The organism is Sphingomonas sp. PAMC26645, from assembly GCF_004795835.1.
GTDB lineage: Bacteria > Pseudomonadota > Alphaproteobacteria > Sphingomonadales > Sphingomonadaceae > Sphingomonas.
Genome location: NZ_CP039249.1, coordinates 2,035,131 through 2,061,892 on the forward strand (window position 1 = coordinate 2,035,131; position 26,762 = coordinate 2,061,892).

General features: G+C 65.2%; 30 protein-coding genes, 1 other RNA gene and 1 pseudogene. 15 read left to right on the plus strand and 17 right to left on the minus strand.

Annotation, left to right across the window (positions count from 1 at the left end; translation table 11 throughout):
* Position 1 precedes the first annotated feature (1 nt).
* From E5673_RS09640 to aroQ, 7 genes are all read right to left on the minus strand, one after another.
* Positions 2-1,339 carry an AarF/ABC1/UbiB kinase family protein gene (locus E5673_RS09640; protein ID WP_136189826.1) on the minus strand — a complete coding sequence of 446 codons (1,338 nt, stop codon included), beginning with the start codon at positions 1,337-1,339 and terminating at the stop codon, positions 2-4.
* Between the two features lie 501 nt (positions 1,340-1,840).
* Positions 1,841-3,253 (minus strand): type I glutamate--ammonia ligase, encoded by a 1,413-nt coding sequence (gene glnA, locus E5673_RS09645; protein WP_056062965.1) that lies wholly within the window; start codon positions 3,251-3,253, stop codon positions 1,841-1,843.
* A 143-nt stretch (positions 3,254-3,396) separates the two neighbouring features.
* On the minus strand, positions 3,397-3,735 hold the full coding sequence (locus E5673_RS09650; RefSeq protein ID WP_055875939.1) for a P-II family nitrogen regulator: 339 nt from the start codon (positions 3,733-3,735) through the stop codon (positions 3,397-3,399).
* A gap of 184 nt (positions 3,736-3,919) precedes the next feature.
* Complete coding sequence (locus tag E5673_RS09655; RefSeq protein ID WP_136189827.1) at positions 3,920-4,255, minus strand: arsenate reductase family protein; 336 nt, start codon at positions 4,253-4,255, stop codon at positions 3,920-3,922.
* 132 nt (positions 4,256-4,387) lie between these two features.
* Complete coding sequence (gene accC, locus E5673_RS09660) at positions 4,388-5,740, minus strand: acetyl-CoA carboxylase biotin carboxylase subunit (RefSeq protein ID WP_056490598.1); 1,353 nt, start codon at positions 5,738-5,740, stop codon at positions 4,388-4,390.
* On the minus strand, positions 5,740-6,228 hold the full coding sequence (gene accB, locus E5673_RS09665) for an acetyl-CoA carboxylase biotin carboxyl carrier protein (RefSeq protein ID WP_136189828.1): 489 nt from the start codon (positions 6,226-6,228) through the stop codon (positions 5,740-5,742). The genes accC and accB overlap by 1 nt, the downstream gene beginning before the upstream one ends.
* 14 nt (positions 6,229-6,242) lie before the next feature.
* On the minus strand, positions 6,243-6,677 hold the full coding sequence (gene aroQ / locus E5673_RS09670) for a type II 3-dehydroquinate dehydratase (protein ID WP_136189829.1): 435 nt from the start codon (positions 6,675-6,677) through the stop codon (positions 6,243-6,245).
* Positions 6,678-6,809: 132 nt separating this feature from the next.
* Here aroQ and thiS point away from each other — a divergent pair, with 132 nt between their 5' ends.
* The 3 genes from thiS (at position 6,810) to E5673_RS09685 (ending at position 9,034) form a co-directional block, all read left to right on the plus strand.
* Complete coding sequence (gene thiS / locus E5673_RS09675) at positions 6,810-7,802, plus strand: sulfur carrier protein ThiS (protein WP_136189830.1); 993 nt, start codon at positions 6,810-6,812, stop codon at positions 7,800-7,802.
* 124 nt (positions 7,803-7,926) lie between these two features.
* Positions 7,927-8,109, plus strand: coding sequence for a CsbD family protein (locus tag E5673_RS09680; protein WP_056050734.1), 183 nt, complete (start codon positions 7,927-7,929; stop codon positions 8,107-8,109).
* A 262-nt stretch (positions 8,110-8,371) separates the two neighbouring features.
* Positions 8,372-9,034, plus strand: coding sequence for an HAD-IA family hydrolase (locus tag E5673_RS09685; RefSeq protein WP_136189831.1), 663 nt, complete (start codon positions 8,372-8,374; stop codon positions 9,032-9,034).
* Positions 9,035-9,052: 18 nt separating this feature from the next.
* On the opposite strand, the gene E5673_RS09690 is transcribed toward E5673_RS09685, so the two are convergent.
* From E5673_RS09690 to E5673_RS09710, 5 genes are all read right to left on the minus strand, one after another.
* Positions 9,053-9,238, minus strand: a complete 186-nt coding sequence (locus E5673_RS09690; RefSeq protein WP_107955187.1) for a hypothetical protein — start codon at positions 9,236-9,238, stop codon at positions 9,053-9,055.
* Positions 9,239-9,308: 70 nt separating this feature from the next.
* Positions 9,309-10,313: an alpha/beta hydrolase gene (locus tag E5673_RS09695; protein WP_136189832.1), complete on the minus strand. Its 1,005-nt coding sequence runs from the start codon at positions 10,311-10,313 to the stop codon at positions 9,309-9,311.
* 74 nt (positions 10,314-10,387) lie between these two features.
* Positions 10,388-10,813, minus strand: coding sequence for an MAPEG family protein (locus E5673_RS09700; protein ID WP_136189833.1), 426 nt, complete (start codon positions 10,811-10,813; stop codon positions 10,388-10,390).
* 198 nt (positions 10,814-11,011) lie between these two features.
* Positions 11,012-12,073: a deoxyhypusine synthase gene (locus E5673_RS09705; RefSeq protein ID WP_056048328.1), complete on the minus strand. Its 1,062-nt coding sequence runs from the start codon at positions 12,071-12,073 to the stop codon at positions 11,012-11,014.
* A gap of 148 nt (positions 12,074-12,221) precedes the next feature.
* The gene (locus E5673_RS09710) at positions 12,222-13,457 is read right to left on the minus strand and encodes a type III PLP-dependent enzyme (protein WP_136189834.1); all 1,236 of its coding nucleotides are present in this window, start codon (positions 13,455-13,457) and stop codon (positions 12,222-12,224) included.
* A gap of 137 nt (positions 13,458-13,594) precedes the next feature.
* Between E5673_RS09710 and E5673_RS09715 the strand changes: the two genes are divergently transcribed.
* Both E5673_RS09715 and E5673_RS09720 read left to right on the plus strand, forming a co-directional pair.
* The gene (locus E5673_RS09715) at positions 13,595-14,557 is read left to right on the plus strand and encodes a threonine/serine dehydratase (RefSeq protein ID WP_210731830.1); all 963 of its coding nucleotides are present in this window, start codon (positions 13,595-13,597) and stop codon (positions 14,555-14,557) included.
* A complete protein-coding gene (locus tag E5673_RS09720; RefSeq protein ID WP_136189835.1) occupies positions 14,554-14,733 on the plus strand; it encodes a hypothetical protein in 180 nt (59 codons plus the stop codon). The genes E5673_RS09715 and E5673_RS09720 overlap by 4 nt, the downstream gene beginning before the upstream one ends.
* A gap of 146 nt (positions 14,734-14,879) precedes the next feature.
* Here E5673_RS09720 and E5673_RS09725 read toward each other — a convergent pair.
* Positions 14,880-15,767, minus strand: a pseudogene (locus E5673_RS09725) (alpha/beta hydrolase); the annotation flags it as partial.
* On the opposite strand from E5673_RS09725, the gene E5673_RS09730 reads away from it, so the two are divergent.
* The 8 genes from E5673_RS09730 to E5673_RS09765 all read left to right on the plus strand — a co-directional run bounded on the left by E5673_RS09730 (position 15,651) and on the right by E5673_RS09765 (position 21,349).
* A complete protein-coding gene (locus E5673_RS09730) occupies positions 15,651-16,661 on the plus strand; it encodes an aminotransferase class V-fold PLP-dependent enzyme (protein WP_281727893.1) in 1,011 nt (336 codons plus the stop codon). The pseudogene E5673_RS09725 and the gene E5673_RS09730 sit on opposite strands and share 117 nt — an antisense overlap.
* Positions 16,658-17,743, plus strand: a complete 1,086-nt coding sequence (locus tag E5673_RS09735; RefSeq protein WP_136189836.1) for a cysteine desulfurase family protein — start codon at positions 16,658-16,660, stop codon at positions 17,741-17,743. The genes E5673_RS09730 and E5673_RS09735 overlap by 4 nt, the downstream gene beginning before the upstream one ends.
* Positions 17,740-18,045 carry a 2Fe-2S iron-sulfur cluster-binding protein gene (locus E5673_RS09740; RefSeq protein ID WP_136189837.1) on the plus strand — a complete coding sequence of 102 codons (306 nt, stop codon included), beginning with the start codon at positions 17,740-17,742 and terminating at the stop codon, positions 18,043-18,045. Before E5673_RS09735 ends, E5673_RS09740 begins: the two co-directional genes overlap by 4 nt.
* 112 nt (positions 18,046-18,157) lie before the next feature.
* The gene (locus E5673_RS09745; RefSeq protein ID WP_210731831.1) at positions 18,158-18,499 is read left to right on the plus strand and encodes a hypothetical protein; all 342 of its coding nucleotides are present in this window, start codon (positions 18,158-18,160) and stop codon (positions 18,497-18,499) included.
* Between the two features lie 81 nt (positions 18,500-18,580).
* Positions 18,581-18,820, plus strand: a complete 240-nt coding sequence (locus E5673_RS09750) for a hypothetical protein (protein ID WP_056063010.1) — start codon at positions 18,581-18,583, stop codon at positions 18,818-18,820.
* 60 nt (positions 18,821-18,880) lie between these two features.
* Positions 18,881-18,976: signal recognition particle sRNA small type (gene ffs, locus E5673_RS09755), an RNA gene on the plus strand.
* Between the two features lie 352 nt (positions 18,977-19,328).
* Positions 19,329-21,029 (plus strand): DNA polymerase III subunit gamma/tau, encoded by a 1,701-nt coding sequence (locus E5673_RS09760; protein WP_136189838.1) that lies wholly within the window; start codon positions 19,329-19,331, stop codon positions 21,027-21,029.
* Positions 21,026-21,349 (plus strand): YbaB/EbfC family nucleoid-associated protein, encoded by a 324-nt coding sequence (locus E5673_RS09765; RefSeq protein ID WP_056063013.1) that lies wholly within the window; start codon positions 21,026-21,028, stop codon positions 21,347-21,349. The genes E5673_RS09760 and E5673_RS09765 overlap by 4 nt, the downstream gene beginning before the upstream one ends.
* 229 nt (positions 21,350-21,578) lie before the next feature.
* Here E5673_RS09765 and mtgA read toward each other — a convergent pair whose 3' ends face one another.
* The 4 genes from mtgA to E5673_RS09785 are packed head-to-tail and all read right to left on the minus strand — an operon-like array spanning position 21,579 to position 25,443.
* Positions 21,579-22,253, minus strand: a complete 675-nt coding sequence (mtgA, locus tag E5673_RS09770) for a monofunctional biosynthetic peptidoglycan transglycosylase (protein ID WP_136189839.1) — start codon at positions 22,251-22,253, stop codon at positions 21,579-21,581.
* A 9-nt stretch (positions 22,254-22,262) separates the two neighbouring features.
* Positions 22,263-23,534 carry an NAD(P)/FAD-dependent oxidoreductase gene (locus tag E5673_RS09775; protein ID WP_136189840.1) on the minus strand — a complete coding sequence of 424 codons (1,272 nt, stop codon included), beginning with the start codon at positions 23,532-23,534 and terminating at the stop codon, positions 22,263-22,265.
* Position 23,535: 1 nt separating this feature from the next.
* Positions 23,536-24,438, minus strand: coding sequence for an RNA polymerase sigma factor RpoH (gene rpoH / locus E5673_RS09780; RefSeq protein WP_056048373.1), 903 nt, complete (start codon positions 24,436-24,438; stop codon positions 23,536-23,538).
* A 57-nt stretch (positions 24,439-24,495) separates the two neighbouring features.
* A complete protein-coding gene (locus E5673_RS09785; protein ID WP_136189841.1) occupies positions 24,496-25,443 on the minus strand; it encodes an RluA family pseudouridine synthase in 948 nt (315 codons plus the stop codon).
* Positions 25,444-25,460: 17 nt separating this feature from the next.
* On the opposite strand from E5673_RS09785, the gene E5673_RS09790 reads away from it, so the two are divergent.
* Together E5673_RS09790 and E5673_RS09795 are read left to right on the plus strand one after the other, a co-directional pair.
* The gene (locus E5673_RS09790; protein WP_136189842.1) at positions 25,461-25,856 is read left to right on the plus strand and encodes a M67 family metallopeptidase; all 396 of its coding nucleotides are present in this window, start codon (positions 25,461-25,463) and stop codon (positions 25,854-25,856) included.
* A 223-nt stretch (positions 25,857-26,079) separates the two neighbouring features.
* A complete protein-coding gene (locus E5673_RS09795) occupies positions 26,080-26,724 on the plus strand; it encodes a histidine phosphotransferase family protein (protein ID WP_136189843.1) in 645 nt (214 codons plus the stop codon).
* The last annotated feature ends 38 nt before the right edge of the window (positions 26,725-26,762 follow it).

Consider the following 26,762-nt stretch of genomic DNA (forward strand, 5'->3'; position numbering starts at 1 on the left):
CTTACGACGGCGCGCCGTCGCAATAGGCCGCGACCATCGTGCGAATGTCGACCCGCGCCTTGAGGCGAGCGGCGAGCAGGGCGGTGCCGCTGATCTTGCGTTGGACGAACAGCGTGTCGATCGGCGGCAGGTGCCAGGTATCGCGGTCGCGCGCGATCTCGGTACCCTGTTCGCGCAGCACGCCGACGAACGCGCGGTCGCCGAAGTCGAACGGGCCGGGTTTGGCAAGTTCGGCGAGGATGACATCGACCATCCGATCGATCAGTGCACGGTGCTGGAGAACGGCCGCCTCGCCGAGGAACCCGGCGGCGATTGCGGCTTCGCGTACCGCGTCACGGTCGCCGGCGAGGGCAGCGGTGAGCAGGCGGCGATAGCCTTCGCCGGTTTCGGCAGGGAGGGGGCGGGCGGCGCCGAAATCGAGCAGGACGAGCTTTTCCGTCTCGGGCTGCCAGCGGTAGTTGGCGAAGTTCGGATCGGTCTGCATCAGCCGCCAGTCGAACAGTTCGCGCAGCACGAGCGAGATCAGGTCGTGCATCACCTGGTCGCGAACGTCCTGTGGCGCGGTCTCCAGCGTCTCGACGGGCACGCCGGTGACGAAGCTCATCGCAAGAACGCGGGGCGTGGTCAGCTCGGAATAGAGCGCGGGCACGACGAACTGCGTCTGCTCCGCGAGCAGTTCGCCGTAGCGCGCGAGCATCTGCGCCTCGCGTAGGTAATCGGCCTCCTCGTGAAGCTGCTTCTTCGCCTCGTCGAGCAACGGCGCGATGTCGAGCGACTTGGGGAGCATGCCCGACACGCGCAGCAGCGTCGCGACGTTGTCGACGTCTGCGTCGATGCTCTCCTTCACGCCGGGATACTGGACCTTGATCGCCAGCTCTGTTCCATTGGGCAGGCGCGCGCGGTGGACCTGGCCGATCGAGGCGGCGGCGACGGGGTGCGCCTGGAAATGTGCGAATTTGCGGCGCCAGTCCTTGCCCCATTCGGCAGCAAGCACGCGGTCGAGCTGCTGCGGGGGCATGTGGTTCGCGTTGTTGCGCAGGCGCGCGAGGATGGTGGCGAGTTCGGGCGGGAGCATGTCGCCCGCGTCCATCGAGATCATTTGCCCCAGCTTCATCGCGGCGCCGCGGAGGTGCGAGAGCTGGTCGGCGACGCGCGTGGCGTTGGCGGGGGTCAGGAGGAGGTCGCCGATCTTGGGGCGCTCTCCGTTGGCGAGGCGGCGGGCGCCTTCTGCGACGACTCCACCGGCAACGCCGCCAGCGAGCTTGCCGAAGACGCCGAGACGGGCGAGGCGGCCGCTTGGGATCGCGCGTCCGGCGCTGTTGCCGCTGTCTTCGGTCACGGGTGTTCCTTGGGTTCTTCGGGAGAGCTCTCAGGAGAGATATGGGTGGCGGTCACGGTCGATCAATCCGAGCCCACCCTCGAAGTTAACCAAGGCTACCCTTGTTCTCCCGCGAAGGCGGAAGTCCAGTCTGGGTCCCCGCCTTCGCGGGGAAACAAGCTTGGCGCCGATGCACTTCGGCCTACACCCCATCGTCATCCCCGCGCAGGCGGGGATCCATAAACTCGACCGCTGGCGCTTATATCGCGCTGTCAGCCAGTATGGGTTCCCGCCTTCGCGGGAATGACGGGAGGGGCACTGTTCCGATCTCCCTCCCGTCTGAACTTGCCAGGACGAAGAGAAGGGATCTCGTTTGGCCTGACAGAAAAAGGGCGCCCGGATTGCTCCGCGCGCCCTCTTCCAATTCAGCGACGTGGCAAAGCCACGCCGTCGGTCGTCGCTACACGACGCCGGCCGACAGCGGATATCCACTGCGCGGATCGGCGCGAGCGTGGTCGCGCCTTATCCGCTGTAGTACATGTCATACTCGACCGGGCTAGGCGTCATCTCCCAACGCGCAACCTCGGCGTACTTGATCTCGACATAGCTCTCGATCTGATCCTTCGAGAACACGTCGCCCTTCAGCAGGAAGTCGTGATCCGCCAGCAGGCACTCGAGCGCCTCGCGGAGCGAACCCGCGACGGTCGGGACCTGCGCGAGCTCTGCCGGCGGCAGGTCGTACAGGTTCTTGTCCATCGCTTCACCCGGATGGATCTTGTTGAGGATGCCGTCCATGCCGGCCATCATCAGCGCCGCATAAGCGAGATACGGGTTGGCCAGCGCATCCGGGAAGCGCACTTCGACGCGCTTCGCCTTGGGGCCGGTGCCGTACGGAATGCGGCACGATGCCGAGCGGTTGCGCGCCGAATAGGCGAGCAGCACCGGTGCTTCGTAACCGGGGACGAGGCGCTTGTAGCTGTTGGTCGACGGGTTGGTGAACGCGTTGACCGCCTTGGCGTGCTTGATGATGCCGCCGATGAAATACAGGCACATGTCGCTGAGGCCCGCATAGCCGTTGCCAGCGAACAGCGGGGTCTTGCCTTCCCAGATCGAGAAGTGCGTGTGCATCCCCGAACCATTGTCCTCCTTGATCGGCTTCGGCATGAAGGTCGCCGTCTTGCCGTACGCATGCGCGACCTGGTGGACGACATACTTGTAGATCTGCATGCGATCCGCGGTCTGCGTCAGCGTGCCGAAGGTCAGGCCCAGCTCATGCTGTGCGGCCGCGACTTCGTGGTGATGCTTGTCGCAGGGCAGGCCCATCTCGATCATCGTCGAGACCATCTCGCCGCGGATATCGACGGCGCTGTCGACCGGTGCGACCGGGAAGTAGCCGCCCTTGGCGCGCGGACGGTGGCCGAGGTTGCCGCCCTCGTACTCGCGACCCGAATTGCCCGGCAGCTCGATGTCGTCGATCTTGTAGTAGCTGGTCGAATAGCTGTTCTCGAAGCGGACGTCGTCGAACATGAAGAATTCGGCTTCGGGGCCGACATACACGGTGTCGCCGACGCCGGTGGTCAGCAGATACGCCTCGGCGCGCTTGGCGGTCGAGCGCGGATCGCGGGCGTACAGCTCGCCGGTCGACGGATCGCTGATGTCGCAGATCAGGATCATCATCGGCGTCGCCGAGAACGGATCGACATAGACCGCGTCGAGATCGGGCTTGAGCGTCATGTCGCTCTCGTTGATCGCCTTCCAGCCTTCGATCGACGAGCCGTCGAACATCAGGCCGTCGGTCAGCTCGTCTTCGCCGATCAGGCTCGCGACCATCGTCAGATGCTGCCACTTGCCCTTGGGATCGGTGAACCGCAGATCGACCCACTCGATCTCCTGGTCCTTGATCATATTGAGAACGTCGGAGGCCGAATTCGCCATGATGCTTGCCCTTCGTTTTGAGACTTCCGCCGCTTCATGCGGGGAATCTAATTGCGGTATGGAACGGGATTTCCACACAATGTTGCGTCGCGTCAAATGACGATGTCGTCACTCGTCGTCAACGCAATATGCGTGGGTAAGAACTAGATTGCGTCGTCGTCGCGCTCGCCGGTGCGGATGCGAAGCGCGCTCTCGACCGGGATGACGAAGATCTTGCCGTCGCCGATCCGGCCGGTCTGTGCGGCCGCGGCGATCGCCTCGACGACGCGTTGCGCGAGCCCGTCCTCGACGACGACCTCGAGCTTCACCTTGGGCAGGAAATCGACGACATATTCCGCGCCGCGGTACAGTTCGGTGTGGCCCTTCTGCCGGCCGAAACCCTTAGCCTCGGTCACGGTGATGCCGCTCACGCCGATCTCGTGTAGCGCTTCCTTCACCTCATCCAGCTTGAACGGCTTGATGATGGCTTCGATCTTTTTCACAGGTACGCCCCCGATTGTCGTTGAAACCCTCGTCCTTTCGGACGAGCCGTCCGCCCTGAAGGGCGCCTTGCACCAAGCGTGCCAGCCGCGGCGCCCTCGGGCAACCGCAGAATATCGTTGATTTCACTGCCCGAAATTGCGGCACTTAGGGAGTGCGTGCGCAATGTAAGGGCAGGGGAGCCGATCACAGGATTTCGTGCAGCCGCGCGATCGGGCGGCCGAGCCGAACGCCCTTGTCCGTCTCGACCAGCGGGCGCTCGATCAGCAGCGGATCGATCATCATCGCATCCAGGATTGCTTCGGCATCGCCATGCTTGACCGCCTTGGCGCCATCCTCGGCCATGCGGAGCCCCTGGCGCGGTGTCATGCCCGCGCGGTCGTAGAGGCGGACGAGTTCTGCGCGGGAGGGTGGGTTTTTCAGATATTCGACGATCGTGACGTCCGCCCCGGCCTCCTGCAGCAGGGCAAGCGCCTCGCGGGACTTGGAGCAACGCGGGTTGTGGTAGATCGTCGCCTTCACGAATGCTCCGTCATGTCGAAACTAAATTCAGCCAGATCACAGGTCCCAACCGCTTCTTGTTCTCCCGCGAAGGCGGAAGCCCAGTCTGGGCTCCCGCCTTCGCGGGAGAACAAGCTTAGTACCGTAGGGAAGTTAAGCCCCCTGCTTGGCCAACCACTCTTCCAGCCACTTGATCGTGTACGCGCCTTCCTGAAACTCGGGATCGTCTAGCAGCGCACGGTGCAGCGGGATCGTCGTCGTGACGCCTTCGATCACCATCTCCTCGAGCGCACGCCGCAGTCGCCGCAGCGCACCCTGCCGAGTCGTCCCGTAGACGATCAACTTGGCGATCATCGAGTCGTAGTAAGGCGGCACGCGATAGCCCGCATACAGCCCGCTATCGACGCGGACATGCATCCCGCCCGGCGCGTGATATACCTTCACCAGCCCCGGCGACGGCGCGAACGTGCGCGGGTCCTCGGCATTGATGCGGCATTCGATCGCATGGCCGCGGAACTGGACGTCTTCCTGGCGGAGCGTCAGCGGATGGCCCTCGGCCACGCGGATCTGCTCGCGCACCAGGTCCAGCCCGGTGATCATCTCGGTCACCGGATGCTCGACCTGGAGCCGGGTGTTCATCTCGATGAAGTAGAACTCGCCCGCTTCCCACAGAAACTCGATCGTCCCCGCGCCGCGATAGCCCATGTCGGCCATCGCCTTGGCGACGATCCCGCCCATCCGCTCGCGCTCTTCCGCGGTGATAATCGGCGAGGGCGCTTCCTCGAGCACCTTCTGGTGACGGCGCTGGAGCGAGCAGTCGCGCTCGCCCAGGTGAATCGCGTTGCCCTCACCATCGCCGAAGATCTGGAATTCGATATGCCGCGGATTGCCGAGGTATTTTTCCATGTAGACGGTGGCGTCGCCGAACGCGGCCTTCGCCTCGCTGCCGGCCTGCTGCATCTGCGTTTCGAGATCGTCGGCGTCGTTGACGACCTTCATCCCGCGACCACCGCCGCCCGACGCTGCCTTGATGATCACCGGATAGCCGATGTCCTCGGCAATCCGCTTCGCCTCGGCGATGTCGCTGATCGCGCCGTCCGAACCGGGGACAAGCGGCAGCCCGAGCGCGCCCGCGGTGCGCTTCGCCTGGACCTTGTCGCCCATCGTCCGGATGTGCTCGGGCTTGGGACCGACGAACAGGATGTTGTGCAGCTCGACGATCTCGGCGAACTGCGCGTTCTCGCTGAGGAAGCCGTAGCCCGGGTGGATCGCGTCGGCGCCCGAGATCTCGGCCGCCGAGATGATGTTCGGGATGTTCAGATAGCTGTCCGCGGCGGACGGCGGTCCGATGCAGATCGCCTCGTCGGCGAGGCGGACGTGCATCGCGTCGGCGTCGGCGGTCGAGTGCACCGCGACCGTCTTGATACCCATCTCGTGGCAGGCGCGGTGAATCCGCAGCGCGATCTCGCCGCGATTCGCAATGAGCAGCTTCTTGATTTGCGGCATTATTCGACCACGACCAGCGGCTGGTCGAACTCGACCGGCTGGCCGTTCTCGACCAGGATCGCGGTCACGGTGCCGGCCGACGGCGCGACGATCGTGTTCATCACCTTCATCGCCTCGATGATCAGCAGCGTGTCGCCCGCATTGACCTTCTGGCCGACCGTCGAGAACGGCTTGGCCTCGGGGTTGGCGGCGAGATAGACCGTGCCGACCATCGGCGACTTGACCGCGCTCGCGCTGATCGCGGGGGCAGATGCGCCGATCTCGGCCTGCGGAATGGACAGCGGTGCGGAGACGGGGGCCGGGGCGGGCGCCGGCGCGTAGTGCGCGACGGGTGCGGCCTGGGCGGCCTTGCGCGCGACGCGAATCCGGCGCGAGCCGTCCTCGACTTCGATCTCGGTCAGCTGCGTGGTGTCGAGCAGTTCGGCGAGCTGGCGCACCAGGGTCACGTCGACCTGCATTGCGCCCGTGTTTTCAGTTGTATCGTTCATGGCGGGGCCTCCTGTCAGAACCGTGCGACGGCTTCAAGCGCGAGCAGATACGAAAGCGCGCCGAAACCCGCGATCGTGCCCTTTGCGGCCTGGCCGACCAGGCTCACATGCCTGAACGATTCACGCGTATGGGGATTGGAAAGATGCACTTCGATCACCGGCGTTTTCACGCCCTTGATCGCGTCGTGCACCGCGACCGAGGTATGCGTGAACGCACCCGCGTTTAGGATCACGGCCTTAGCACCGCGCGCCTGCGCTTCCTGGATCCAGTCGACGAGGTGGCCCTCGTGATTCGACTGGCGCATGTCGATCTTCAGGTCGAGCTCGCGCGCGCGGTCCTCCAGCATCCCGGCGATGTCGTCGAGCGTCTCGTCGCCATAGATTTCCGGCTCGCGCGTTCCCAGCAGGTTGAGGTTGGGGCCGTTCAGGACGAATATCGTATCGGGCAAGGGTGGCCTTTCGATTACGGGTCGGTTGCGGGTGCTGCGGAGCGGTCTCTATATGCGCGTCACGCCATTCCTTACAGGCTCGTCTCGCGTCAAGTCGAGCCGCGCCGTCGCTATATAGTGGACCCTGTACCCATGCCCCATTCCGATGGCACCGTCTCGATTACCGTCAACGGCGAGCACAAGCGCGTCTCCGCCGGGCTTTCGCTGGCAGGACTCGCGACCGAACTCGGCCTCGTGCCCGAGAAGATCGCGGTCGAGCGCAACATGGAGGTCGTGCCGCGCTCGACGCTGGCAGACGTGATGGTTGACGATGGCGACGACCTCGAGATCGTGCATTTCGTCGGTGGCGGCGACCATGAGGACAGCTGGACGGTCGCGGGCCAGACCTTCAAGTCGCGGCTGATCGTCGGCACCGGCAAGTACAAGGACTTCGCCCAGAACGCCGCCGCGGTCGAAGCGTCCGGCGCGGAGATCGTCACCGTCGCCGTCCGCCGCGTCAACGTGTCGGACCGCAACGCGCCGATGCTGACCGACTTCATCGACCCGAAGAAGATCACGTACCTGCCCAACACCGCCGGCTGCTTCGATGCCGAATCGGCGATTCGCACGCTGCGCCTGGCGCGCGAGGCGGGCGGCTGGGAGCTGGTGAAGCTCGAAGTGCTCGGCGAGGCGAAGACGCTCTATCCCGACATGGTCGAGACGCTGCGCGCGACCGAGATCCTGGCGAACGAGGGCTTCAAGCCGATGGTCTATTGCGTCGACGATCCGATCGCCACCAAGCGCCTGGAGAATGCTGGCGCGGTCGCGATCATGCCGTTGGGTGCACCGATCGGCTCGGGGCTCGGCATCCAGAACCGCGTGACGATCCGCCTGATCGTCGAGGGGGCAGGGGTGCCCGTGCTGGTCGACGCCGGCGTAGGCACCGCGTCCGATGCGGCGGTGGCGATGGAGCTAGGCTGCGACGGCGTGCTGATGAACACCGCCATCGCCGAGGCGAAGGACCCGCTCATGATGGCGGCGGCGATGAAGGCCGCTGTCGAATCGGGCCGGCTCGCGTACCGCGCGGGGCGGATGGGACAGCGTCGCTATGCCGATCCTTCGAGCCCATTGGCGGGGTTGATTTGACCTGCCTGATCGCAAAGCAGGTCATGACGCAAACGTCACGGAACCCTCGGTAAAGACGGCCGTTATACCTCTGCAAGTTCAAGCGGCCCGGTTGGCGGGCCCGCAAAAGCAAGTGGAGGCTCTGATGGGCGAGTTCACCGATAAGGTCGCAGCAGCAGGCAACAAGGTCGCAGGCAACGTCAAGGAAGCCGTAGGCAAGGCGACCGATAATGAGAAGCTGGTAGCCGAAGGCGAGGCGCAGCAGGCCAAGGGCACTGCGCAGAACGTCAAGGGCAGCGTCAAGGGCGCACTCGGCGACGACATCTAAGCTTTAGCTTGGTGTAGGAATACAGGCCGCTTCGGGAAACCGGAGTGGCCTTTTCTTTGCGGGGCAGATTTTTGCTGCCGTCACTGCCGAAACTGCCACCACCCCGGCGAAGGCCGGGGTCCAAGTGGGGGACGGGTCTGATTAAGGGAGGCGCGCCGTTACCTCAGACATGCCAATTGGGCCCCGGCTTTCGCCGGGGTGGTGTAGCGGGCTAGGCCAAACTCACTTGCCCAACCTACCAAATCCCATCACGAGCACCCGCATGATCCTCCCGACCCGTAGCTACGCCGCATTCCTGTTCGACATGGACGGAACGATCCTCACCTCGATCGCGTCCGCCGAGCGAACCTGGACGAAGTGGGCGATCGCACACGGCCTCGACGCAGCAACGTTCGTGCCGACGATCCACGGCGTGCAATCGGTCGAGACGGTCCGACGCCTCAACCTCCCCGGCGTCGACCCGGTCGCGGAAGCCGCAGCGATCACTGCGGCCGAAATGCTCGACGTCGGCGATATCGAACCGATCGCCGGCGCCGCCGCATTCTTGGCCGGCTTGCCCCCGGAGCGTTGGACGATCGTCACGTCTGCCCCTCGAGCGCTAGCCAAAGTCCGCCTCAAGGCCGCCGGCCTGCCGATCCCCGCGACGATGATTGCCGCGGACGACATCCCCAATGGCAAACCCGCACCCGACTGTTTCCTGGTCGCAGCCGAACGACTCGGCGTCATCGCGAGCGATTGCCTGGTGTTCGAAGATGCCCCTGCCGGCATCACGGCCGGCGAGGCAGCGGGTGCGGATGTCTTGGTGATCACGGCGACCCATGGAACGAGCCACCGGCTCGATACGCGTCATCCGCGGATAGACGATTATCTGCACGTAACTGCCACGATCACCTCAGACGGTCGACTGGCGGTTACGTCTCACTGACTGGCACGAACGATTGGTTCAATCCGCATCACCAGATCGCTGCGCCCGCGCGATCAGTTCGTCGAGCGCCGCCTCATCCAACCGACCCGCCGTGCGCAACGCCGCTTCGGGGGTCATTGCGATGACGGCGCCATCCGGCCCGTCGATCACGACCTCGCCATTTTCATGGAAGACGTCGCGGGGTTCGGCATGCGGACTAGTCATCGCGCTCTCCTGATCTTTCAGGACAAACGTAGGTCAGGACGGATAGGTCCGCGATACTGACCGACCATGGTCAGCCAGCGACCAGTTCGCCCATCCACCGATCGAACAATTGCGGCCACAGCGACCCAGGCGACCGAGGCGATAGGCGCGTGCCGAAGCCGTGCCCGCCATGCTGGAGGAAATGCGCTTCGGCGGGGATGCCGGCGCGGCGGGCGGCGGCGAGCGTATCGACGCTGTTGGCGACCGGGACCGTGTTGTCGTCCTCGGCATGCACGAGGAACAGTGGCGGGTCGCCAGCCTTCAACTGTCGGTCGATCGCATAACGCGCCTGGACCGCGGGCAGCGGATCGGGACCGAGCAGGTTTGCGCGCGATCCGCCGTGACTACGGCCGGGATCCATGTTCGAGACCGCGTACATAAGTCCCGCCCAGGCAGGCCGTGCCGAGTGGCGGTCGACGGCATCGACTGGGCGATACGCCTTGAACTCGTGAAGAACCGCCACAGACCCCGCAAGGTGCCCGCCCGCCGAGAAACCGAGAACACCGAGCTTCTCCGCCCTGATCCCGTAGGCGCGCGCATTCGCCCGGATCAGCCGCATCGCGCGCTGCGCATCTGATAGCGGCACATCGGCGCGATCGGCCCAGCCTTCGCCAGGCAGGCGGTAGCTCAGCACGAATGCAGTAATCCCGAAACCGTTCAGGACGTGCGCGACGTCGATGCCCTCGTTGCGCAGCGAGGTGATCGAATAGCCGCCGCCGGGCACGATCAGCACCGCGCGACCGTCGGCCCGCGCCGGGCGGAAGACGCCGACCTCGGGCCGCACCACGCCGCGCATCTGGAAATCGCGATACCCATCGGGGTAGCGCGGCATCCGCGGCTGCGGAACCGGCAGCGGGTTCGGCGCGCCTGGTGGAATACCTGGCCATAGCGCGAACCGTTCTGCGGGCGGCCACATCGGCAGGTCCGTCGCGCGAGGCTGAGCAGCAGTGAACTGCGCACCGCTCCGCGCGAATGCAGGAAGCGCCAGCCCGGCGGCGAGGGGGACGGTGAGCAGCGAACGGCGATCGAAGGTCATGGCGAAATCCTAGACGATCGGATCGCGTTCGGGGAGAGGCGGGGGCCGCGATCGGCGATTATTCGCGGGCTTTCTCAAAACACGGCGAGCGCGGCATGCAGCGTGAGTGCAACGAGCATCAGGCTCGACAGCGTGAAGAAGAGAAAGCGGGCCCTGACGCGGTTGCTGGTCGCCTGAACGAGGCTGTGCGCCATCCGCAGCCCGACATAGGCCCACGCGATCCAGGCATTGACGCCGTTGCCCGTGCCGCTGAGCGCGATAACGGCGCATACCGCGTAGAACAGCGTCGGCTGTTCCATCAGGTGGTTGTAGTTGTGCGCCTTCCATTGCACCTGCGGAGGCAGCGATCGATCCGCGTCGGACGCCTTGGTGCCGACGAGCTTGCCCATATCGACGCCGGCCGCCTTCATCGCCGGCAACCGCGTCGCAAGTGTCCAGCCCAGCATCACGAGCGTCCACGCGATCAGCACGACCATCGGTCGCAGGATCTCGCTGTGCATGAAAAAGCCTCCCCTGGTTATCCGGAGGAGGCTGCATCAATTGCCCGGAAGGGGCAACGGTATCTGATCCTCCCCCGCCAGGGGGAGGTGGCAGGCGCTTGCCTGACGGAGGGGGAGGAGAGGGCAACCAGCGTTGTCGCCGCCTGCCCCTCCGCCGCTTCGCGCCACCTCCCCCTGGCGGGGGAGGATCAGCTAGCCTCAGGCCTTGTCGAAGCTCGCGCCCCACTTGCGGACCGGACGGTCCTTCCAGAGCCCACGATGATACGCATCCGACGCCAGCAACGGCATCACCGAGCCCGCTTCCGCGAACACCATCTGCTCGATCCCCGTGTTCACCTTGCCCCAAGACGCCGCTTCCTGCAGCGTCGACGACGAGCATGCCCCGTCGCGCACGTCGGCAACCGTGATCTGCACCGCGTACTTGTGGACCTGGACGTCGTCGTGACCGAGGATTTCCGCACAAACCACGGTATCCTGGATGAAGTTCTTCGGCACGCCGCCGCCGATCATGAGGAGCCCCGTGGTGCCGGCCTTGATCTTGATCTCGGTGAGCTCGCGGAAGTCTGCGATCGCGTCGAGGACCATGTACGGCTTGCCCGCCTTCACCGCATCGACCTGATGCTTGACCAGACCAAAGCCCGCCGACGAATCGACGAACGCCGGGCAGAAGATCGGTACGTCATGCTCATAGGCGAGCTTGACGAGGCTGTTCTCCTTCTTGCCGTGCTCGACGAGATACTTGCCCATCTCGCGAATGAACTCGCGGCTCGAATAGGCGCGCGGCTCGAGCGTCTCGGCGATCTCGAAGATCGTGTGGTCGACGTGCTGGAGCTCTTCCTCGTCGATATAAGTGTCGTAGATCCGGTCGATCATCAGCGAGCGCAGCACGTCGTCGTGCGGCACTTCGAGCGCTTGGTAATGCTTGTGGCCGAGGCCCTCGAAGAAATCCATGTCGACGATCGTCGCGCCGGTCGCGACGATGCCGTCGATCATGTTGTTGCGCAGCAGCTCGGCATACAGGTCCATGCAACCGCCGGCGCTCGTCGAGCCTGCGATCACCAGGAAGATCGTGCAGTCCTTGTCGGCCAGCATCTGGTTGTAGATGTCGGTCGCACGGCCGAGGTCGCGGCTGGTGAACGACATCTTCTTCATCGCGTCGACGATCGGCCGCGCGTCGAAGCTGGTGATGTCGATATGCTCGACGGTGGTGGAAAGGAGTTCCGCCTTGCGCTGCGCGTCGATGCGGGTGTCTTCGGTCATAACATGCTCCATAAATCCCCCTTCCGCTTGCGGGAGGGGTTAGGGGAGGGACTGAAATATCCGCGAACGCCATGCTCGCGGACAAGCCCTCCCCCGACCCCTCCCATAAACGGGAGGGGAGGAAGAAGGGCGCGGTACTAAAGCTTGGTTACAGCTTGACGACGTTCGACGCGAGGTCCTGGAAGCGTTCATCATACAGCGAGACCATCGGCTCGTCGGTGACGATCACCGTCTCGTCCGATCCGAACCCGTTGAACGCGGTCCGCATCGCCGAGCCGTAGGCGCCGAGCATGCCGATCTCGATGTAATCACCGGCCTTGGTGTCCGCGGGCAGCATGAACGGGCCGACCATGTAATCCATGTCGTCGCACGTCGGACCATAGAAGCTAAACTCCATGTCCTTGGCACGGCTGTCCGGCTCGCGAAGCAGCTCGGTCGGGAAACGCCAGCCGATATGCGCCGCATCGAACAGCGCGCCATACGCACCGTCGTTGATATACAGCTCGGTCCCGCGGCGCTTTTCGACGCGCACGATGATCGACGAGTATTCCGCACACAATGCCCGGCCCGGCTCGCACCACAGTTCGGACGAATAGCTGACGGGCAGCGACTCGAACGCACGGTGGATCGTCTCGAAGAAATGCTCGAGCGGCGGGGGCTCCATGCCGGGATACGAGGACGGGAAGCCGCCGCCGACGTCGATGACGTCGACCGTGACCGCCGCCTCGACGATCGCCGCACGGACGCGCTCCATCGCGTTCGAATAGGCCTCCGGGGTCATCGCCTGCGAACCGACATGGAAGCAGATGCCGAGCGCGTCCGCTGCCTGGCGAGCCGCGAACAGCAGTTCCTTGGCTTCGTGCGGGGCCGCGCCGAACTTCGACGCGAGGCTCAGCTTCGAATGCTCCGACGACACACGCAACCGAACGCAAAGCGTCAGGTCGGTGGCTTCGCGGGTGGCACGAACGACCTTGTCGAGCTCTTCCAGGCTGTCGAGGCTGAAGGTGCGGACGCCGTGCGTGAAATACGCCTCGGCGATCGCTTCCTCGGCCTTGACCGGGTGCATGAAGCACAGCGTAGCCTCGGGAAGCGTCCGTGCGACCAGGCGCACTTCGGCGATCGACGCCACGTCGTAATGCGTGATGCCATTGTCCCACAGGATCTGCAGGAGTTCGGGAGACGGGTTCGCCTTCACCGCATACATCGAGCGACCCGGGAACTTCTCGACGAAGAACCGAGCGGCTCGCGCAGCAGCGTGCGGACGAACGAGCGTGACCGGATTGACCGGACGCCCTTTAGCGATGTCGATGCCGCTCCCGATGTGGGAGGTGTCGGCGGTCGAATGGGCTTTCGCTAACCCCAGCGCGATATGATGCTTGACCAATTCAAGGGACCTCCAATGTCCTGAGACAAATTACAAAAACACTGCCTTGCGGTTGGAAGTCCCATGGGGCAGCGGAAGCGCGATCTAGGGTTACGCGCCCCCCATGTAAATAGCGTTTGGCGGATAGGAGACGGTGTGTGACGATTTTGCGACAACCGACGCGGGCGGGTGTGCGAGACGCCGCGGAAAAGATCGCGCGGATACTCCCGCCGACGCCACTGTTCATCTGTGAAATCAAGGGTGTACCGGTCGCTTTCAAGGCTGAATCGTTGCAACCAATCGGTGCGTTCAAGATTCGCGGCGCATGGCATCGGCTCACCGCATTGGACGAGGCAACGCGACAAAAAGGCGTCGTCGCATTCTCCTCGGGCAATCACGCGCAGGGAGTGGCGTGGGCGGCGAAACGCCTCGGCATCGCAGCGACGATCGTGATGCCGTCGGACGCACCGCGACTGAAGCGCGAGTCGACGTTGGCGCTGGGGGCTGAGGTGGTCACCTACGACCGCGCCACCGAAAGCCGCGAGACGATCGCCGCAGGGCTGGCGGAAGCGCGTGGCGCGACGCTGGTGCCGAGCTTCGACGACCCGTGGATCATCGAGGGGCAGGGGAGCGCCGGGATAGAAGCAGCCGCACAGATGGCAGCGCTAGGCCTGGGCGTGCCAAGCCGTGTCGTCATCCCCTGCGGGGGCGGCGGCCTGTCGGCAGGCATCGCGCTGGCCTTGAAGGACAGCGCGATCACCGTCGTCGAACCCGAGGGCTGGGACGACATGCGCCGGTCGCTGGAGGCATCGTGGATCGAACCGGTCGGCCCAAACCCGCCACCTACGGCGTGCGATTCGCTCCAGACGTTACGCGTGTCGCCGCTGACCTTCGACGTCCTCTCGCGCCGCGACGCAACCGGCGTCGCCGTCAGCGAGTCGGAAATCGCCGCGGCACAGCGCTGGGCGGCGGAGAAACTGCGCCTGGTTATCGAACCGGGCGGCGCGGTCGGGCTGGCGGCAGTGCTGGCCGGCAAGGTAAAGCTCGAACCGGGCCTGCTCGTCATCCTGTCCGGCGGCAATGTGGACCTGGCCGCTTATGCGAAGGCGATGTCAGCATGAACGCGGCACTGACCTCAATCGCCTCGGCGGCACCCGCGATCGCAATGCTGGGCATGTTCGCCTGCCTGACCGGTGGCATCACGCTGATCGTGAAGAAGCGCGATACGAAAAAAGGCGTCCTGATGCTGGTGATGGCCGCTGTGCTACTGGCCAATGTCGCGATCTGGACGCTCTAACTCCCTCGCCCCTACGGGGAGAGGGAAGGGGCCCGCCGCGCTTGCGGTGGGAAGGGAGAGGGGAGTTGGGAAGAGCGTATCGATCCCCAACTCCCCCTCATCCGACGCTGGCGCGCCACCTTCTCCCCAAGGGGAGAAGGATAAGGTCACCGGATCGGCGAGTTGGGGTCGAGACGCATATCGAGATACTTGTCCACCGACCCCATCAACTCGGGCATCTCGTGCTCGAAGAAATGGTTCGCCTTCGGAATCGTATCATGATGGATCGTGATATGCTTCTGCGTCCGCAGCTTATCCACCAGCTTCTGCGTAGCCCCAGGCGTAGCAACCTCGTCGGCCTCACCCTGGATGATGATCCCGCTCGACGGGCACGGCGCCAGGAACGTGAAGTCGTACAGGTTCGCCGGTGGTGCGACCGAGATGAACCCGCGGATTTCCGGCCGGCGCATCAACAGCTGCATGCCGATCCATGCACCGAAGCTGACGCCCGCAATCCAGGTCGTCTGTGCCTCGGGGTGGAAGCTCTGCACCCAATCGAGCGCGCTCGCCGCATCGCTCAGCTCGCCGACGCCATTGTCGAACACGCCCTGGCTCTTGCCGACGCCGCGGAAGTTGAACCGCAACGTCGCAAAGCCACGCCGCTGGAAGGTCTTGTAGAGCTGCTGCACGATCGCGTTGTTCATCGTGCCACCGGCCGACGGATGCGGGTGCAGGATCATCGCGACAGGCGCGCGCGGACGCGGGCCCGGCGCAAAACGACCTTCGAGACGGCCTTCGGGACCGGGAAAAATGACTTCTGGCATAGGCACTCGCGAGCTGGGATACGCACTCGGGTGGAGTGCCGGAATATGAACGCTATATAGGGAACGAGCCCCTTTTCGCAATTGGAACCGATCCTGGCCCGTAACGACTCGCGTATCTACCTCGATCACGCCGCCACTACGCCGATGCGCCCCGAGGCCGTCGCGGCGGTTGGCGAGGGCATGGCGCGCTGGGCGAACCCGTCCTCGCCGCATGCCGAGGGACGCGCGGCGCGGGCTGCGCTGGAGGACGCACGGAAGCGGATCGCCAAGGCGCTGGGCTGGCCGCATCACGTGATCCTGACCAGCGGCGCGAGCGAGTCCGCGACGCTTGCGCTGCGTGGGCGCCCCGGCGTCGCGGTGGCGGCGGTAGAGCATGATGCGGTCCTCCGTGCTGCGGAACAGCCGGTGATGCTGGAGGTCGATGCCGGCGGTATCGTCGCGAACGGAGAGGGCACCCAGCCGATCGCACTGCAATCCGCGAACAGTGAAACCGGCGTCCTTCAGGATCGACCCACCGGTCTCTGGATAGCCGATTGCTCGCAGGCCGCGGGCAAGCTCCCGCTCCCCGAAGCGGACCTGATCATCGTCTCCGCGCACAAGCTCGGCGGCCCTCCCGGCATCGGCGCGCTGCTGGTCCGCGATCTCGGTCTGCTCGACCCGACCGGCGGGCAGGAGCGTGGCTACCGAGGCGGCACCGAGAACCTCCCCGGCGCGCTCGGGTTCGCCGCCGCGCTCGAAGCGCCTCGCGACTGGTTCGCCGACATGGCCAACCTTCGCGCCAAACTCGACGAAGCCGTCCTCGCAAGCGGCGGCGAGATCGTCGCGCAAAACTCCCCCCGCATCCCCACGATCGCCTCCTACCGCATGCCCGGCGTCAGTTCCGCCGCGCAGCTGATCCGACTCGACATGGCTGGGTTCGCCGTCTCCGCGGGCAGCGCGTGCTCGTCGGGCAGCATGCGCCCAAGCCACGTCCTCGCCGCAATGGGCTATTCCGCCGAGGCCGCCGCCGAAGTCGTCCGCGTCAGCTTCGGCTGGACCACGACACCGGACGACGTCGCGAAGTTCGCCGAAGCCTGGACGCGCATTGCGGCGGACATAAAGCGCCCTGCGAGACTGGGGGCATGACCTACCTCGACTACCAGGCAACCACCTCCCTCGCGCCCGAAGCGCTCGCTACGATGCTCCCCTGGCTCGAATCGCAGCACGCCAACCCGCACTCCGCGCACCGCGAAGGTCGCCGCGCCAAAGCCGCCGTCGAAGTCGCCCGCGATCAAGTCGCCGCGCTGCTCCCCCCCGGCGGTCGCGTCGCGTTCACCAGCGGCGCGACCGAAGCGCTCAACTGGGCGATCAAGGGCACGCCCGGCCCAATCGTCACGCTCAGCACCGAACACGTCGCCGTCCTCGATACGGTCGCAGCGGAAGCCGCGAGGGGGCGCCAGGTCACGATCCTCCCGGTCAACCCAGACGGCTTGGTCGACCTCGACGAAGCCCGCGCCGCGATCCAGCCCGGCACCGATCTCGTCGCCGCGATGCTCGTCAACAACGAGATCGGCGTCATCCAGCCGATCGCTGCGCTCGCCGAGATCGCCCACGCAGCCGGCGCGTTGGTGCTCTGCGACGCGGTGCAAGGCTATGGCCGCGTTTCGATCCCCGACACCGTCGACCTCGTCGCCATCTCCGCTCACAAAATTTACGGGCCCAAGGGCATCGGCGCACTCTGGATCCGCGATGGCGTCGACCTCGCCCCCCTGATACACGGCGGCGGGCAGGAAGCCCCCGGCCGCTCGGGCACGCTGTCACCCGCACTCTGCGCAGGCTTCGGCGTCGCCGCGAAACTCATGGCCGACCGCAAGGACCAGGACGCCGCGCACATCGACCGCCTCTGGTCGCTCGCGCTCGACCGCCTCGGCCCCGGCTGGACGATCAACGGCTCGACCGAACATCGCTACCACGGCAACCTCAACGTCCGCCGCGCAAACCTCGACGTGAACCGGCTTATGTCCGACCTTCGCGACATCGCCTTCTCCGCCGGCTCGGCCTGCGCCAGCGGTTCGGGCCGCTCCAGCCACGTCCTCCGCGCGATCGGCCTCACCGAAGCACAGGCACGGTCCAGCATCCGCCTCGGCTTCGGCCGCTACACCACCGAAACCGAACTCCGCGACGCGATCGATGCGATCGTTGCCGCAGCCGAGGCGCAATGGCCATGATCGTCCGCTTCATCGCCCGCGACGGCACCGCAACGACGACCGTCGCAACCCCCGGCGACCGCCTGCTGGACGCCGCACAGGCGCATAACCAGCCGCTCGAAGGCACTTGCGAAGGCCATCTCGCCTGCGCGACCTGCCACGTCATCGTCGACCCCGCCGACTTCGCCCGCCTGCCGCCGGCGAGCGAGGACGAGGAGGACATGCTCGATCTCGCACACAATGCGACGCGCACCAGTCGTCTCGCCTGCCAGATCCGCCTGACCGAAGCGCTCGACGGCTTGACCGTTCGTATCCCGAATTAAACGACAGCAAAGCTTACAGGAAGACAACCGCCGGTTCAGGGAACGTGCACGGCCGGAAGCGGATTATCCCCTCATCGCCTCAATGTACGAGGTCTTGAGAGGAGTACCGGACATGAAGATCATCGCAATGTTCGCCGCCGGCGCGCTGGCCGCCGGGACGCTGTTCGCCTCGGCCCCCGCCGATGCGCAACGCCACGGCTGGGACGGCCCCCGCCGCGGTGGCGACTGGCACGGCGACCGCGGATGGCATGGCAATCGCGGCTGGCACGGTGACCGCGGCTGGCGCGGCAGGGATCGCGGCTATCGTGGCTATGGCGGCGGGTATCGTGGCGATCACGGCTACCGAGGCGGCGGCTACGGCTATCGCGGACCTCGCGGATACGGCCGCTCGCGCGTCGTCTGCCGGATTGAGCGTGGCTATTACGGCCCGGTTCGTCGCTGCTTCCGCCGCTAGTACGGAACCGTAACGAACGCTTTTAGTTTGATAACATAGGTTGCCGGGGTCGGGAGGCCCCGCACCCAAAAGGAGAGTATCATGAAGTTGTTCACCATCGCCGCCGCCGGTCTCGTCGCACTGACCGGCCTTGCCCCCGTCGGCATCGCCGCCGAAGCTTCGGCACAGCGCACTGTCGTCCACGAGCGCACCGTCGTTCGCCACGACGATCGTCGTCCCGGCTACCGTCGCCACGCCGTGCGTACGCGCCAGGTTTGCCGTAACGTCTATCGCAATCATCACCGCCAGCGCGTTTGCCGCACGGTTCGCGTCAGCCGCTGATCGAATAGCCGCGATTACTAAAGCGGCTTGATCATCCCGCCCGACCCCGCCATATGCGCCGCGGGAGTCGGGCGGACGTGGTCGTCGCCAACTTGGTCAGATCCGGAAGGAAGCAGCCACAACGACTCAGCTACGGGTCGTCCCGGCTCCCACCGCGAACGTTTGCAAGCAAACGTTCGCGCGGCCAGCGGTGCAGAGCACCGACTGACGATGCGGCCTAGCCGCAGCGCACTTCTAATCGTCCTCGCTAACCAGTTACGCTAGCTGATCACCCAAGCGCAATCGGGGCAAAACCACTCCCGATGTTCCCGCAACGTTCCAAACCATTATCCTACGCTGCGGCGTTGTGGCATAAGCCGCGCATGACCGGCATTGCCCACATCACAGGTTCCGACAATCCACTCGCCAGCCTCCGGGTACGTCGAAGTGCAGACCCTTCCCAGCGTGTGAACTTTGTGAACTTCCGACCCCTTCGACAGCACGCGCAGCACCCGCTATGACGACCGCAATGTCAGATTCCTTCGACCTGGGCGAACCCCCGCAGCCGGCTAAAACACCGGATGCCCCCGCCTACCGCGTGCTCGCGCGCAAATACCGTCCGCAGACCTTTTCCGAGCTGATCGGGCAGGACGCGATGGTCCAGACGCTCGGCAACGCGATCAAGCGCGACCGGCTCGCGCACGCGTTCCTGATGACCGGCGTCCGCGGCGTCGGGAAAACATCGACCGCCCGCCTGATCGCCAAGGCGCTCAACTGCATCGGCCCTGACGGCGACGGTGGCCCGACGATCGACCCCTGCGGCGTCTGCGAACCCTGCCGCGCGATCGCCGAGGGCCGCCATATCGACGTGATTGAGATGGACGCCGCCAGCCACACCGGCGTCGACGACGTCCGCGAGATCATCGACGCGTCGCGCTATTCTGCCGTCACCGCGCGTTTCAAGATCTACATCATCGACGAAGTCCACATGCTGTCGAAGAACGCGTTCAACGCGCTGCTGAAGACGCTGGAAGAGCCGCCTCCCCATGTGAAATTCCTGTTCGCGACGACCGAAGTGAACAAGGTCCCGGTGACGGTGCTCTCGCGCTGCCAACGGTTCGACCTGCGCCGCATCTCCGCCGAACAGCTCGCCAAGCACTTCGCCTGGGTTTCGACCGAAGAGGGCGTCGTCGCTGATCCCGAGGCGCTGATGCTGATCGCGCGCGCCGCGGAAGGCTCCGCGCGCGATGGCCTGTCGATCCTCGACCAGGCGATCGCGCATGCCGGGCTCGAAGGCGGCGGCGTGACCGCCGACGCGGTTCGCCAGATGCTCGGCCTGTCGGATCGCGGCGCGGTGCGGGACCTGCTGACGCTGATCCTGGCCGGCGACGGGGCAGGGGCGCTCGCCTCGATGCGCCGGCAATATGATTACGGCGTCGACCCGCTGTCGGTGCTGCGCTCGCTGCTCGAAACCGTCCACGGCATCACGCTGACCAAGGTCGGCACGCCGGCGGACGCCGCGCAGCCGATGGAGGAGCGGGCGGCACGCGAGGAATGGGCGGCATCGCTCGGCTTCCCCGCGTTGCACCGCCTGTGGCAGCTGTTCCTCAAGGGGCATGATGAAGTCGCCAAGGCAGCGCTGCCGATCGAGGCCGCGGAAATGGCGTTGTTGCGTGCGATCTACGCCTCGACGCTGCCCGACCCCGGCGAGCTCGCGCGGCAGATCGCCAGCGGAGCGGCTCCCGCGGTTGCACCAACGGCGCCGCCTCTACCGTCACCTACACCCCCGTCCGGCGAAGCGCCGCCCTGGAACGCTGGATCCGCTGCGAAGGCGCCCGAACCCGTCGCAACCGGCCCAATCCTGCCGCCGACGTTCGAAGCGCTGGTTGATCTGCTCGACGAATCAGGCGGCCTCGCGATCGCCGCGCGTCTTCGTCACGGCGCACGCGTCGTCAGTTACTCGCCGCCTGAATTCGTCCTCAGCGGCAGTCGCCCTGTCTCGGCTGACACGCTCGCCGAACTCAACACGCTGTTGAAGAGCGTGACGCGGACCGCGTGGAAAGTGTCGATCGTCGACGCCCCCGGCGCGCCGACGCTGCGCGAGGCGCAGGACGCCGCCGACGCCGCGGTGCGCCAGGCTATTCTCGAATCCCCCATCATGAAGGCCGCGGTGGCAGCGTTTCCCGACGCCCAGCTTGAATCGTGGCCAGGTCAAAGGAGCAACGCATGAAGAATATCGACGAAATCCTCGCGATGGCGCAGAACGTCCAGAGCGAGATGGAAAAGGCGCAGGCCAATCTCGACACGATCGAGGTCGAGGGCGCATCCGGCGGCGGCCTCGTCAAGATCAAGGCCTCCGCCAAGGGCCGCATAATCAACATCGCGATCGACGATTCGCTGATGCAGGTGAGCGAGAAGCAGATGCTCGAGGACCTCCTCACCGCTGCATTCAACGACGCACGTGCCAAGGCCGATGCGGTGTCGGGCAGCGAGATGTCGAAGATGACGAGCGGCCTGCAACTGCCGCCCGGGTTCAAGCTGCCGTTCTGATACCTGCAACTGTCTCCTTACAAATCGCACCCCAGAGCTTCACAAGCCCGTCATCCCAGCGAAAGCTGGGATATCCCTCGGTGACGCGCACCCTTCGCCACGAGGATACTCCAGCTTTCGATGGGGTGACGGGTGAGGGGGCAGGTTCGTGATCAGAACGGAAGCTGACGGTGAGTTCAGCTGCCTCTCACTCCGCTACCCTGGAATTGATCCGGGGTGGCGGAACGGGTCAGGTTCGCAAGCAGCTGTCCAACCCATCGTTCCGGACAACCGAAACCCGCCGCGACAGCGTATTCCCATGTTTTCGCACGAAACCATGCGGGTCTATCGCAGCCCGCTTCTTTGGCAACGGTAGCACCGCAGCAATCCGCCCCGCCTCGGTCGGCGACAACTTAGAAGCATCATGGTTGAAATACCGGATCGCCCCGGCATTCGCGCCGTATGTCCCGATCCCGGTCTCGGCGATGTTGAGATACACCTCCATGATCCGCCGCTTCCCCCACAGCGTCTCGATCAGCACGGTGAAATACGCCTCGAACGCTTTCCGCACATAGCCGCCGCCCTGGAAAAGGAACGCGTTCTTCGCGGTCTGCTGGCTGATCGTCGAGCCGCCGCGAATGCGTCCGCCCTGTGCATTGCGCGCCGCCGCCCCCGCCATCGCCTTGAAATCGAAGCCATGATGCGAACAGAACCGCGAATCCTCCCCGGCGATCGCCGCGCGCGCCATGTCCGAGTCCATCTCCGATAGCGGCATCCAGTCCTTCGTCACGCCGTGGCCGTTGATGACGTCGCCCATCATAGTCAACGTGAAGGGGACCGGCACGAAGCGGTAGATGCCGACCCACGCGACCGTGATCAGGACGAAGGCGAAGACGATCTTTGCAGCGATGCGGATAAGGCCCATCGCCGCTCCTTATGCGATCGTCGCGGCCTCGCCAATGACTGCGCGGGCGGCGGTTACGCCGGTTTCGTACGCGCCGTGTGCGGTGGAGAAGTCGAATGGGTGGCAGGCCTCGCCCGCGAAGTGAATGCGGCCGTCGACCGAGGCGGCGAGGATGGCGCGCTGACCGGCCCGGCCGATCCGCGCGTGGCTATAGCTTCCGCCGATATAGGGTTCGTGGCGCCAGCGGGTTGCGACAAGCGGCGTGAAGCGCTTGCGCCAGTCGCTGCCGAGCAACCCCACCAGTTCGTCGATCGCGAACTGTGCCGCATCGCCGTCCTCCAGCATCTCCGCGCAGTCGCCGCCGAAGAAGCTCTCGACGATCGGCCAGCCGAACGGAGAAAGGCGGTGGCTGGCGGTGCAAGCGCTGTACGGGTTGCCGACCAGGTGCGCGTTGGTCGGCCATTCGGGCCGGTCGACGTGGAGGAACACCTTGTCCGCTAGGCCGAGCGGGAGGTCCGCGGCGGCGGCGTGCTTGTCGGGGAGCGGCGGATCGAAGACGATCTGCGACTTGGCGAGGACGGTAGTGGGGACGCAGACGATCACGTGGTCCGCCTCGATCGTCCCAGCCGGGGTGTCGAGTTTGATGCGGCGGCCGCTGTGGTCGACGCGGGTTACTGGGGTCGACAGGCGGATGTTCAGGCCGGCGGCACGGCTGGCGACGAGTGTGCCGTAGCCTTCCCTGACCGTCCAGTTGTCGTCGGTGGCGGCCTCTTCGTATGCGGCCCAGTCGTGGAGTGACACTTGGGTAAGGTTCGCGCCGTTAGCGTAGCCGGAGATCGCGTCGATCTTCGGGCGCCAATTGTCGTTGGGGGCGATGAAGTCGGACAGCGGGCGGTCGGGGCCTTCAAGGGCGACTAGGGCGCGCTCGTTCCAATCTTGGTAAGCTGTGGCAGAGGCTGACTGGTTTTCGGGTGGGAAGCCGAGGTCCCGCCACTGGGTGCGCCAGTTCGCGTCGGAGCGGTCTACCGTAAAGCCCGTCGCCTCGGCAATTTGAGTCCAAGGATTGCGCTGGGCGGAGTGTAGCCAGCCGCAACCAGCGTCGACATGTTCCCCCGCGAAGGCGGGGGTCCAGTCTGGGCCCCCGCCTTCGCGGGGGAACAAGGAGGCGAGGGACAGGCTGTGCGCACGGCCACCTAGGCGGTCATTGGCCTCGACCAACAGCACCTCTTGCCCCGCGTCGTGCAGCATTCTTGCCGCGGCAATACCGGCCGCACCGCCGCCGATGACGACGGTGCGCACCATGTTATGCTGCCAGCAGGCGCTTCTCGCCGGCAATCCGCATCATCGCCTTCTGCAGCTTCTCGAACGCACGCACCTCGATCTGCCGCACGCGCTCGCGCGACACGCCGTAGACCTGCGACAGTTCCTCGAGCGTCTTGGGATCGTCGGTCAGGCGACGCTCGGTCAGGATATGCTGCTCACGCTCGTTGAGGTCGTCCATCGCCGACACCAGCATCGAGTGGCGAACGTCCGCCTCCTGCGCATCGGCGACGATCTTGTCCTGCAACGGCGCATCGTCCTGCAGCCAATCCTGCCACTGGCCTTCGCCGTCTTCGCGCATCGGCACGTTGAGCGACGTGTCGCCACCCATCGCCATGCGACGGTTCATGCTGACGACGTCGGTCTCGGCGACACCCAGGTCGGTCGCGATCTTCGTGACGTGCTCGGGACGCAGATCGCCGTCCTCGAACGCATCGAGACGGCTCTTCATCCGGCGCAGGTTGAAGAACAGCTTCTTCTGCGCGGCGGTGGTGCCCATCTTCACGAGGCTCCACGAGCGCAGGATATATTCCTGGATCGAGGCGCGGATCCACCACATCGCATAGGTCGCGAGACGGAAGCCACGCTCGGGCTCGAACTTCTTCACGCCCTGCATAAGGCCAATATTGCCCTCGGAGATCAGCTCCGACGTCGGCAGGCCGTAGCCGCGATAGCCCATCGCGATCTTCGCCACGAGGCGAAGATGCGAGGTCACCAGCTGCGCGGCCGCTTCGGTATCGCCATGCTCCTGGAAACGCTTGGCGAGCATGTATTCCTGCTCGGGTTTCAGGAGCGGGAATTTTTTGATCTCGGCAAGATAGCGATTGAGACCCGCCTCGCTGCCGAGCGCAGGTATCGTCGCTGGAACGTTGGAGCGGGCTGCCATGGTCGTAATCCCTTTCTGCTGACCCCGATTGCCGCAATGCGGCATAGGACCGATTATCTATACGTGAAGCTGGGTGAACAGTTCCTGCATGTCTGCGGGCATTTCGCTTTCGAACGCCAAAGCGATGCTTTTCACCGGATGGATGAACCCCAGATGCGCCGCGTGCAAGGCCTGCCGGCGGAAACCAAGCGTTTCGAGCAGCGACTTCTGAGCTTGCTTTGTTCTACCATAGACCGGGTCCCCCAACAAGGCATGGCCGATCGACGCCATGTGGACGCGCACCTGATGCGTGCGGCCCGTCTCTAATCGACACTCGATCAGCGCCGCGTCGCGCAGTGTCTCGATCGTCGAGAAATGGGTCACCGCACGCTTACCGCCTTCGACGATCGCGATCTTCTTGCGGTTCTGCGGACTCCGCGCGAGCGGCGCATTGACCGTGCCGCTTGGCGGCCGCGGGATGCCGCCGACGATCGCCTTGTAGCGGCGGTCTATGCTGTGGTCGTGGAACTGCTTTGCGAGGCCCTCGTGTGCGCGATCGGTCTTGGCGGCGATCATCAGCCCCGACGTGTCCTTGTCGATCCGGTGAACGATGCCCGGTCGCGCGACGCCGCCAATGCCCGACAGATTGCCGGCGCAGTGGTGGAGCAGCGCATTGACGAGCGTGCCGTCAAAGTTCCCCGCGGCAGGGTGGACGACGAGGCCGGCGGGCTTGTCGATCACGATCAGGTCGTCGTCCTCGTACGCGACGACGAGCGGGATATCCTGCGCTTCGTTGTGCAGCGGCGTCGGCGGCGGGATCGCGACGGCGAACACCTGTCCGGTAGCCGCCTTCTTCGCCGAATCGCGCCATTCGCGACCATTAAGCGTCACCTGGCCGGCGGCGATCAGTGCCTTCAGCCGCTCGCGTGACATGTCTGGGAGCACTTCGGCAAGCGCACGATCGAGCCTCCAGCCATCAATGGCTGGCGTAATCGATGCTTCGACGATGGAAACCCCCCGGTCCATGTCTTACCGATGTGGCGATGAATGTGACAATTTCAAGCGGATTGCTGCGGCGGCTGGTGGAGGAAGCGGGTGCTTCGCCGGATGCGGAGGTGTGCGGGTTGTTGTTTGGATCGGTCGCGCGGATCGAGGCGGCGGAGGCGTGCGCCAACGTGGCGGCCAACCCCGCGCGAGCGTTCGAGATCGATCCGGCTGCGCTGTTTGCGGCGCATCGGCGGGCTCGGAGTGGGGGGGCAGTGGCGATCGGGCATTATCATTCGCATCCGTCTGGGCTGCCGGTGCCGTCTCCTCGGGATGCGGCGCAGGCGATGGGGGATGGGGCGGTCTGGGTAATACTTGGTGGTGGTGAGGCTCGGGCGTGGCGGTCGGTCGAGGTGGGGGCATTTGTCGAGGAGGCGATCGAGGTCGTTGAGTAGCGCCACCCTTCTTCCCCCCCCTCGCTCGAAGGGAGGGTCTGGGGGTGGGTTGGCTTCCGCATATCCTGCGGGTGTGGATCAAACGGGCCGACCCACCCCCGACCCCTCCCTTTCAGGGAGGGGGGAAGAAGGGTGGCGGCTTCTACTGTATAGGGTACCGCAAGTTGGCATTGCGTAGCGGCCGCCCGCCAGCCACAAGACCTTCCAGAATTAGGGGAATTTCATGACGGTCAGCCCGGTCGATTTCGCGAGCCTGCTCTGTTCGCGCCTGTGCCACGACCTGCTGTCGCCAGTGGGCGCGCTCAACAATGGGCTCGAACTGCTGGCGGACGAGACCGATCCGGCGATGCGCGAGCGCGTCATGGAGTTGCTCGCGGACAGCGCGCGGGCGTCGGCCAGCAAGCTGAAGTTCTTCCGGCTGGCGTTCGGTGCGGCGGGCGGGTTCGGCGAGCTGGTCGATACGCACGAGGCCAGGAACGCGATCGAAGGTCTGGTTGCCGAGAACAAGCGGATCACCTTCGTCTGGGCCGTCGAGACGCCGGCAATGCCGAAGTCCGCGGTGAAAATACTGCTCAACCTTGTCCTCGTGGCAACCGAGTCGCTTGTACGCGGCGGCACGATGGAGGTCGGGGGTGAGGACAATGATGGTCAGCTGGAGATCGTCGTGAAGATCGAGGGCACCCGGATCGTGCTTGATCCGGAAATTCGTCGAACACTGGTCGAGGGGGAGGGCGCGAACACTGTCACGCCCCGCGCGGCGGCGGCGTACATGATCAACACCGTCGTCGCGGAAGCCGGCGGGAAGGTCATCGTATCGGAGCCTGCCGAAGGCATCATGATCTTCGGTGCGGTCTTCAACGCGCGCTGATCCCGTAGAGACGGGCGGGACAACTAACCTCGCCTTAA

Excerpts from the sequence above, each read along its gene's own strand:
- glnA (WP_056062965.1), bottom strand. The coding sequence starts at position 3,253 with ATGGCGAATTCGGCCTCCGACGTTCTCAATATGATCAAGGACCAGGAG.
- accC (WP_056490598.1), bottom strand. The coding sequence starts at position 5,740 with ATGCCGCAAATCAAGAAGCTGCTCATTGCGAATCGCGGCGAGATCGCG.
- accB (WP_136189828.1), bottom strand. The coding sequence starts at position 6,228 with ATGAACGATACAACTGAAAACACGGGCGCAATGCAGGTCGACGTGACC.
- thiS (WP_136189830.1), top strand. The coding sequence starts at position 6,810 with ATGCCCCATTCCGATGGCACCGTCTCGATTACCGTCAACGGCGAGCAC.
- E5673_RS09680 (WP_056050734.1), top strand. The coding sequence starts at position 7,927 with ATGGGCGAGTTCACCGATAAGGTCGCAGCAGCAGGCAACAAGGTCGCA.
- E5673_RS09685 (WP_136189831.1), top strand. The coding sequence starts at position 8,372 with ATGATCCTCCCGACCCGTAGCTACGCCGCATTCCTGTTCGACATGGAC.
- E5673_RS09690 (WP_107955187.1), bottom strand. The coding sequence starts at position 9,238 with ATGACTAGTCCGCATGCCGAACCCCGCGACGTCTTCCATGAAAATGGC.
- E5673_RS09695 (WP_136189832.1), bottom strand. The coding sequence starts at position 10,313 with ATGACCTTCGATCGCCGTTCGCTGCTCACCGTCCCCCTCGCCGCCGGG.
- E5673_RS09700 (WP_136189833.1), bottom strand. The coding sequence starts at position 10,813 with ATGCACAGCGAGATCCTGCGACCGATGGTCGTGCTGATCGCGTGGACG.
- E5673_RS09705 (WP_056048328.1), bottom strand. The coding sequence starts at position 12,073 with ATGACCGAAGACACCCGCATCGACGCGCAGCGCAAGGCGGAACTCCTT.
- E5673_RS09720 (WP_136189835.1), top strand. The coding sequence starts at position 14,554 with ATGAACGCGGCACTGACCTCAATCGCCTCGGCGGCACCCGCGATCGCA.
- E5673_RS09735 (WP_136189836.1), top strand. The coding sequence starts at position 16,658 with ATGACCTACCTCGACTACCAGGCAACCACCTCCCTCGCGCCCGAAGCG.
- E5673_RS09740 (WP_136189837.1), top strand. The coding sequence starts at position 17,740 with ATGATCGTCCGCTTCATCGCCCGCGACGGCACCGCAACGACGACCGTC.
- E5673_RS09745 (WP_210731831.1), top strand. The coding sequence starts at position 18,158 with ATGAAGATCATCGCAATGTTCGCCGCCGGCGCGCTGGCCGCCGGGACG.
- E5673_RS09750 (WP_056063010.1), top strand. The coding sequence starts at position 18,581 with ATGAAGTTGTTCACCATCGCCGCCGCCGGTCTCGTCGCACTGACCGGC.
- E5673_RS09760 (WP_136189838.1), top strand. The coding sequence starts at position 19,329 with ATGTCAGATTCCTTCGACCTGGGCGAACCCCCGCAGCCGGCTAAAACA.
- E5673_RS09765 (WP_056063013.1), top strand. The coding sequence starts at position 21,026 with ATGAAGAATATCGACGAAATCCTCGCGATGGCGCAGAACGTCCAGAGC.
- mtgA (WP_136189839.1), bottom strand. The coding sequence starts at position 22,253 with ATGGGCCTTATCCGCATCGCTGCAAAGATCGTCTTCGCCTTCGTCCTG.
- E5673_RS09775 (WP_136189840.1), bottom strand. The coding sequence starts at position 23,534 with ATGGTGCGCACCGTCGTCATCGGCGGCGGTGCGGCCGGTATTGCCGCG.
- rpoH (WP_056048373.1), bottom strand. The coding sequence starts at position 24,438 with ATGGCAGCCCGCTCCAACGTTCCAGCGACGATACCTGCGCTCGGCAGC.
- E5673_RS09785 (WP_136189841.1), bottom strand. The coding sequence starts at position 25,443 with ATGGACCGGGGGGTTTCCATCGTCGAAGCATCGATTACGCCAGCCATT.
- E5673_RS09790 (WP_136189842.1), top strand. The coding sequence starts at position 25,461 with ATGAATGTGACAATTTCAAGCGGATTGCTGCGGCGGCTGGTGGAGGAA.
- E5673_RS09795 (WP_136189843.1), top strand. The coding sequence starts at position 26,080 with ATGACGGTCAGCCCGGTCGATTTCGCGAGCCTGCTCTGTTCGCGCCTG.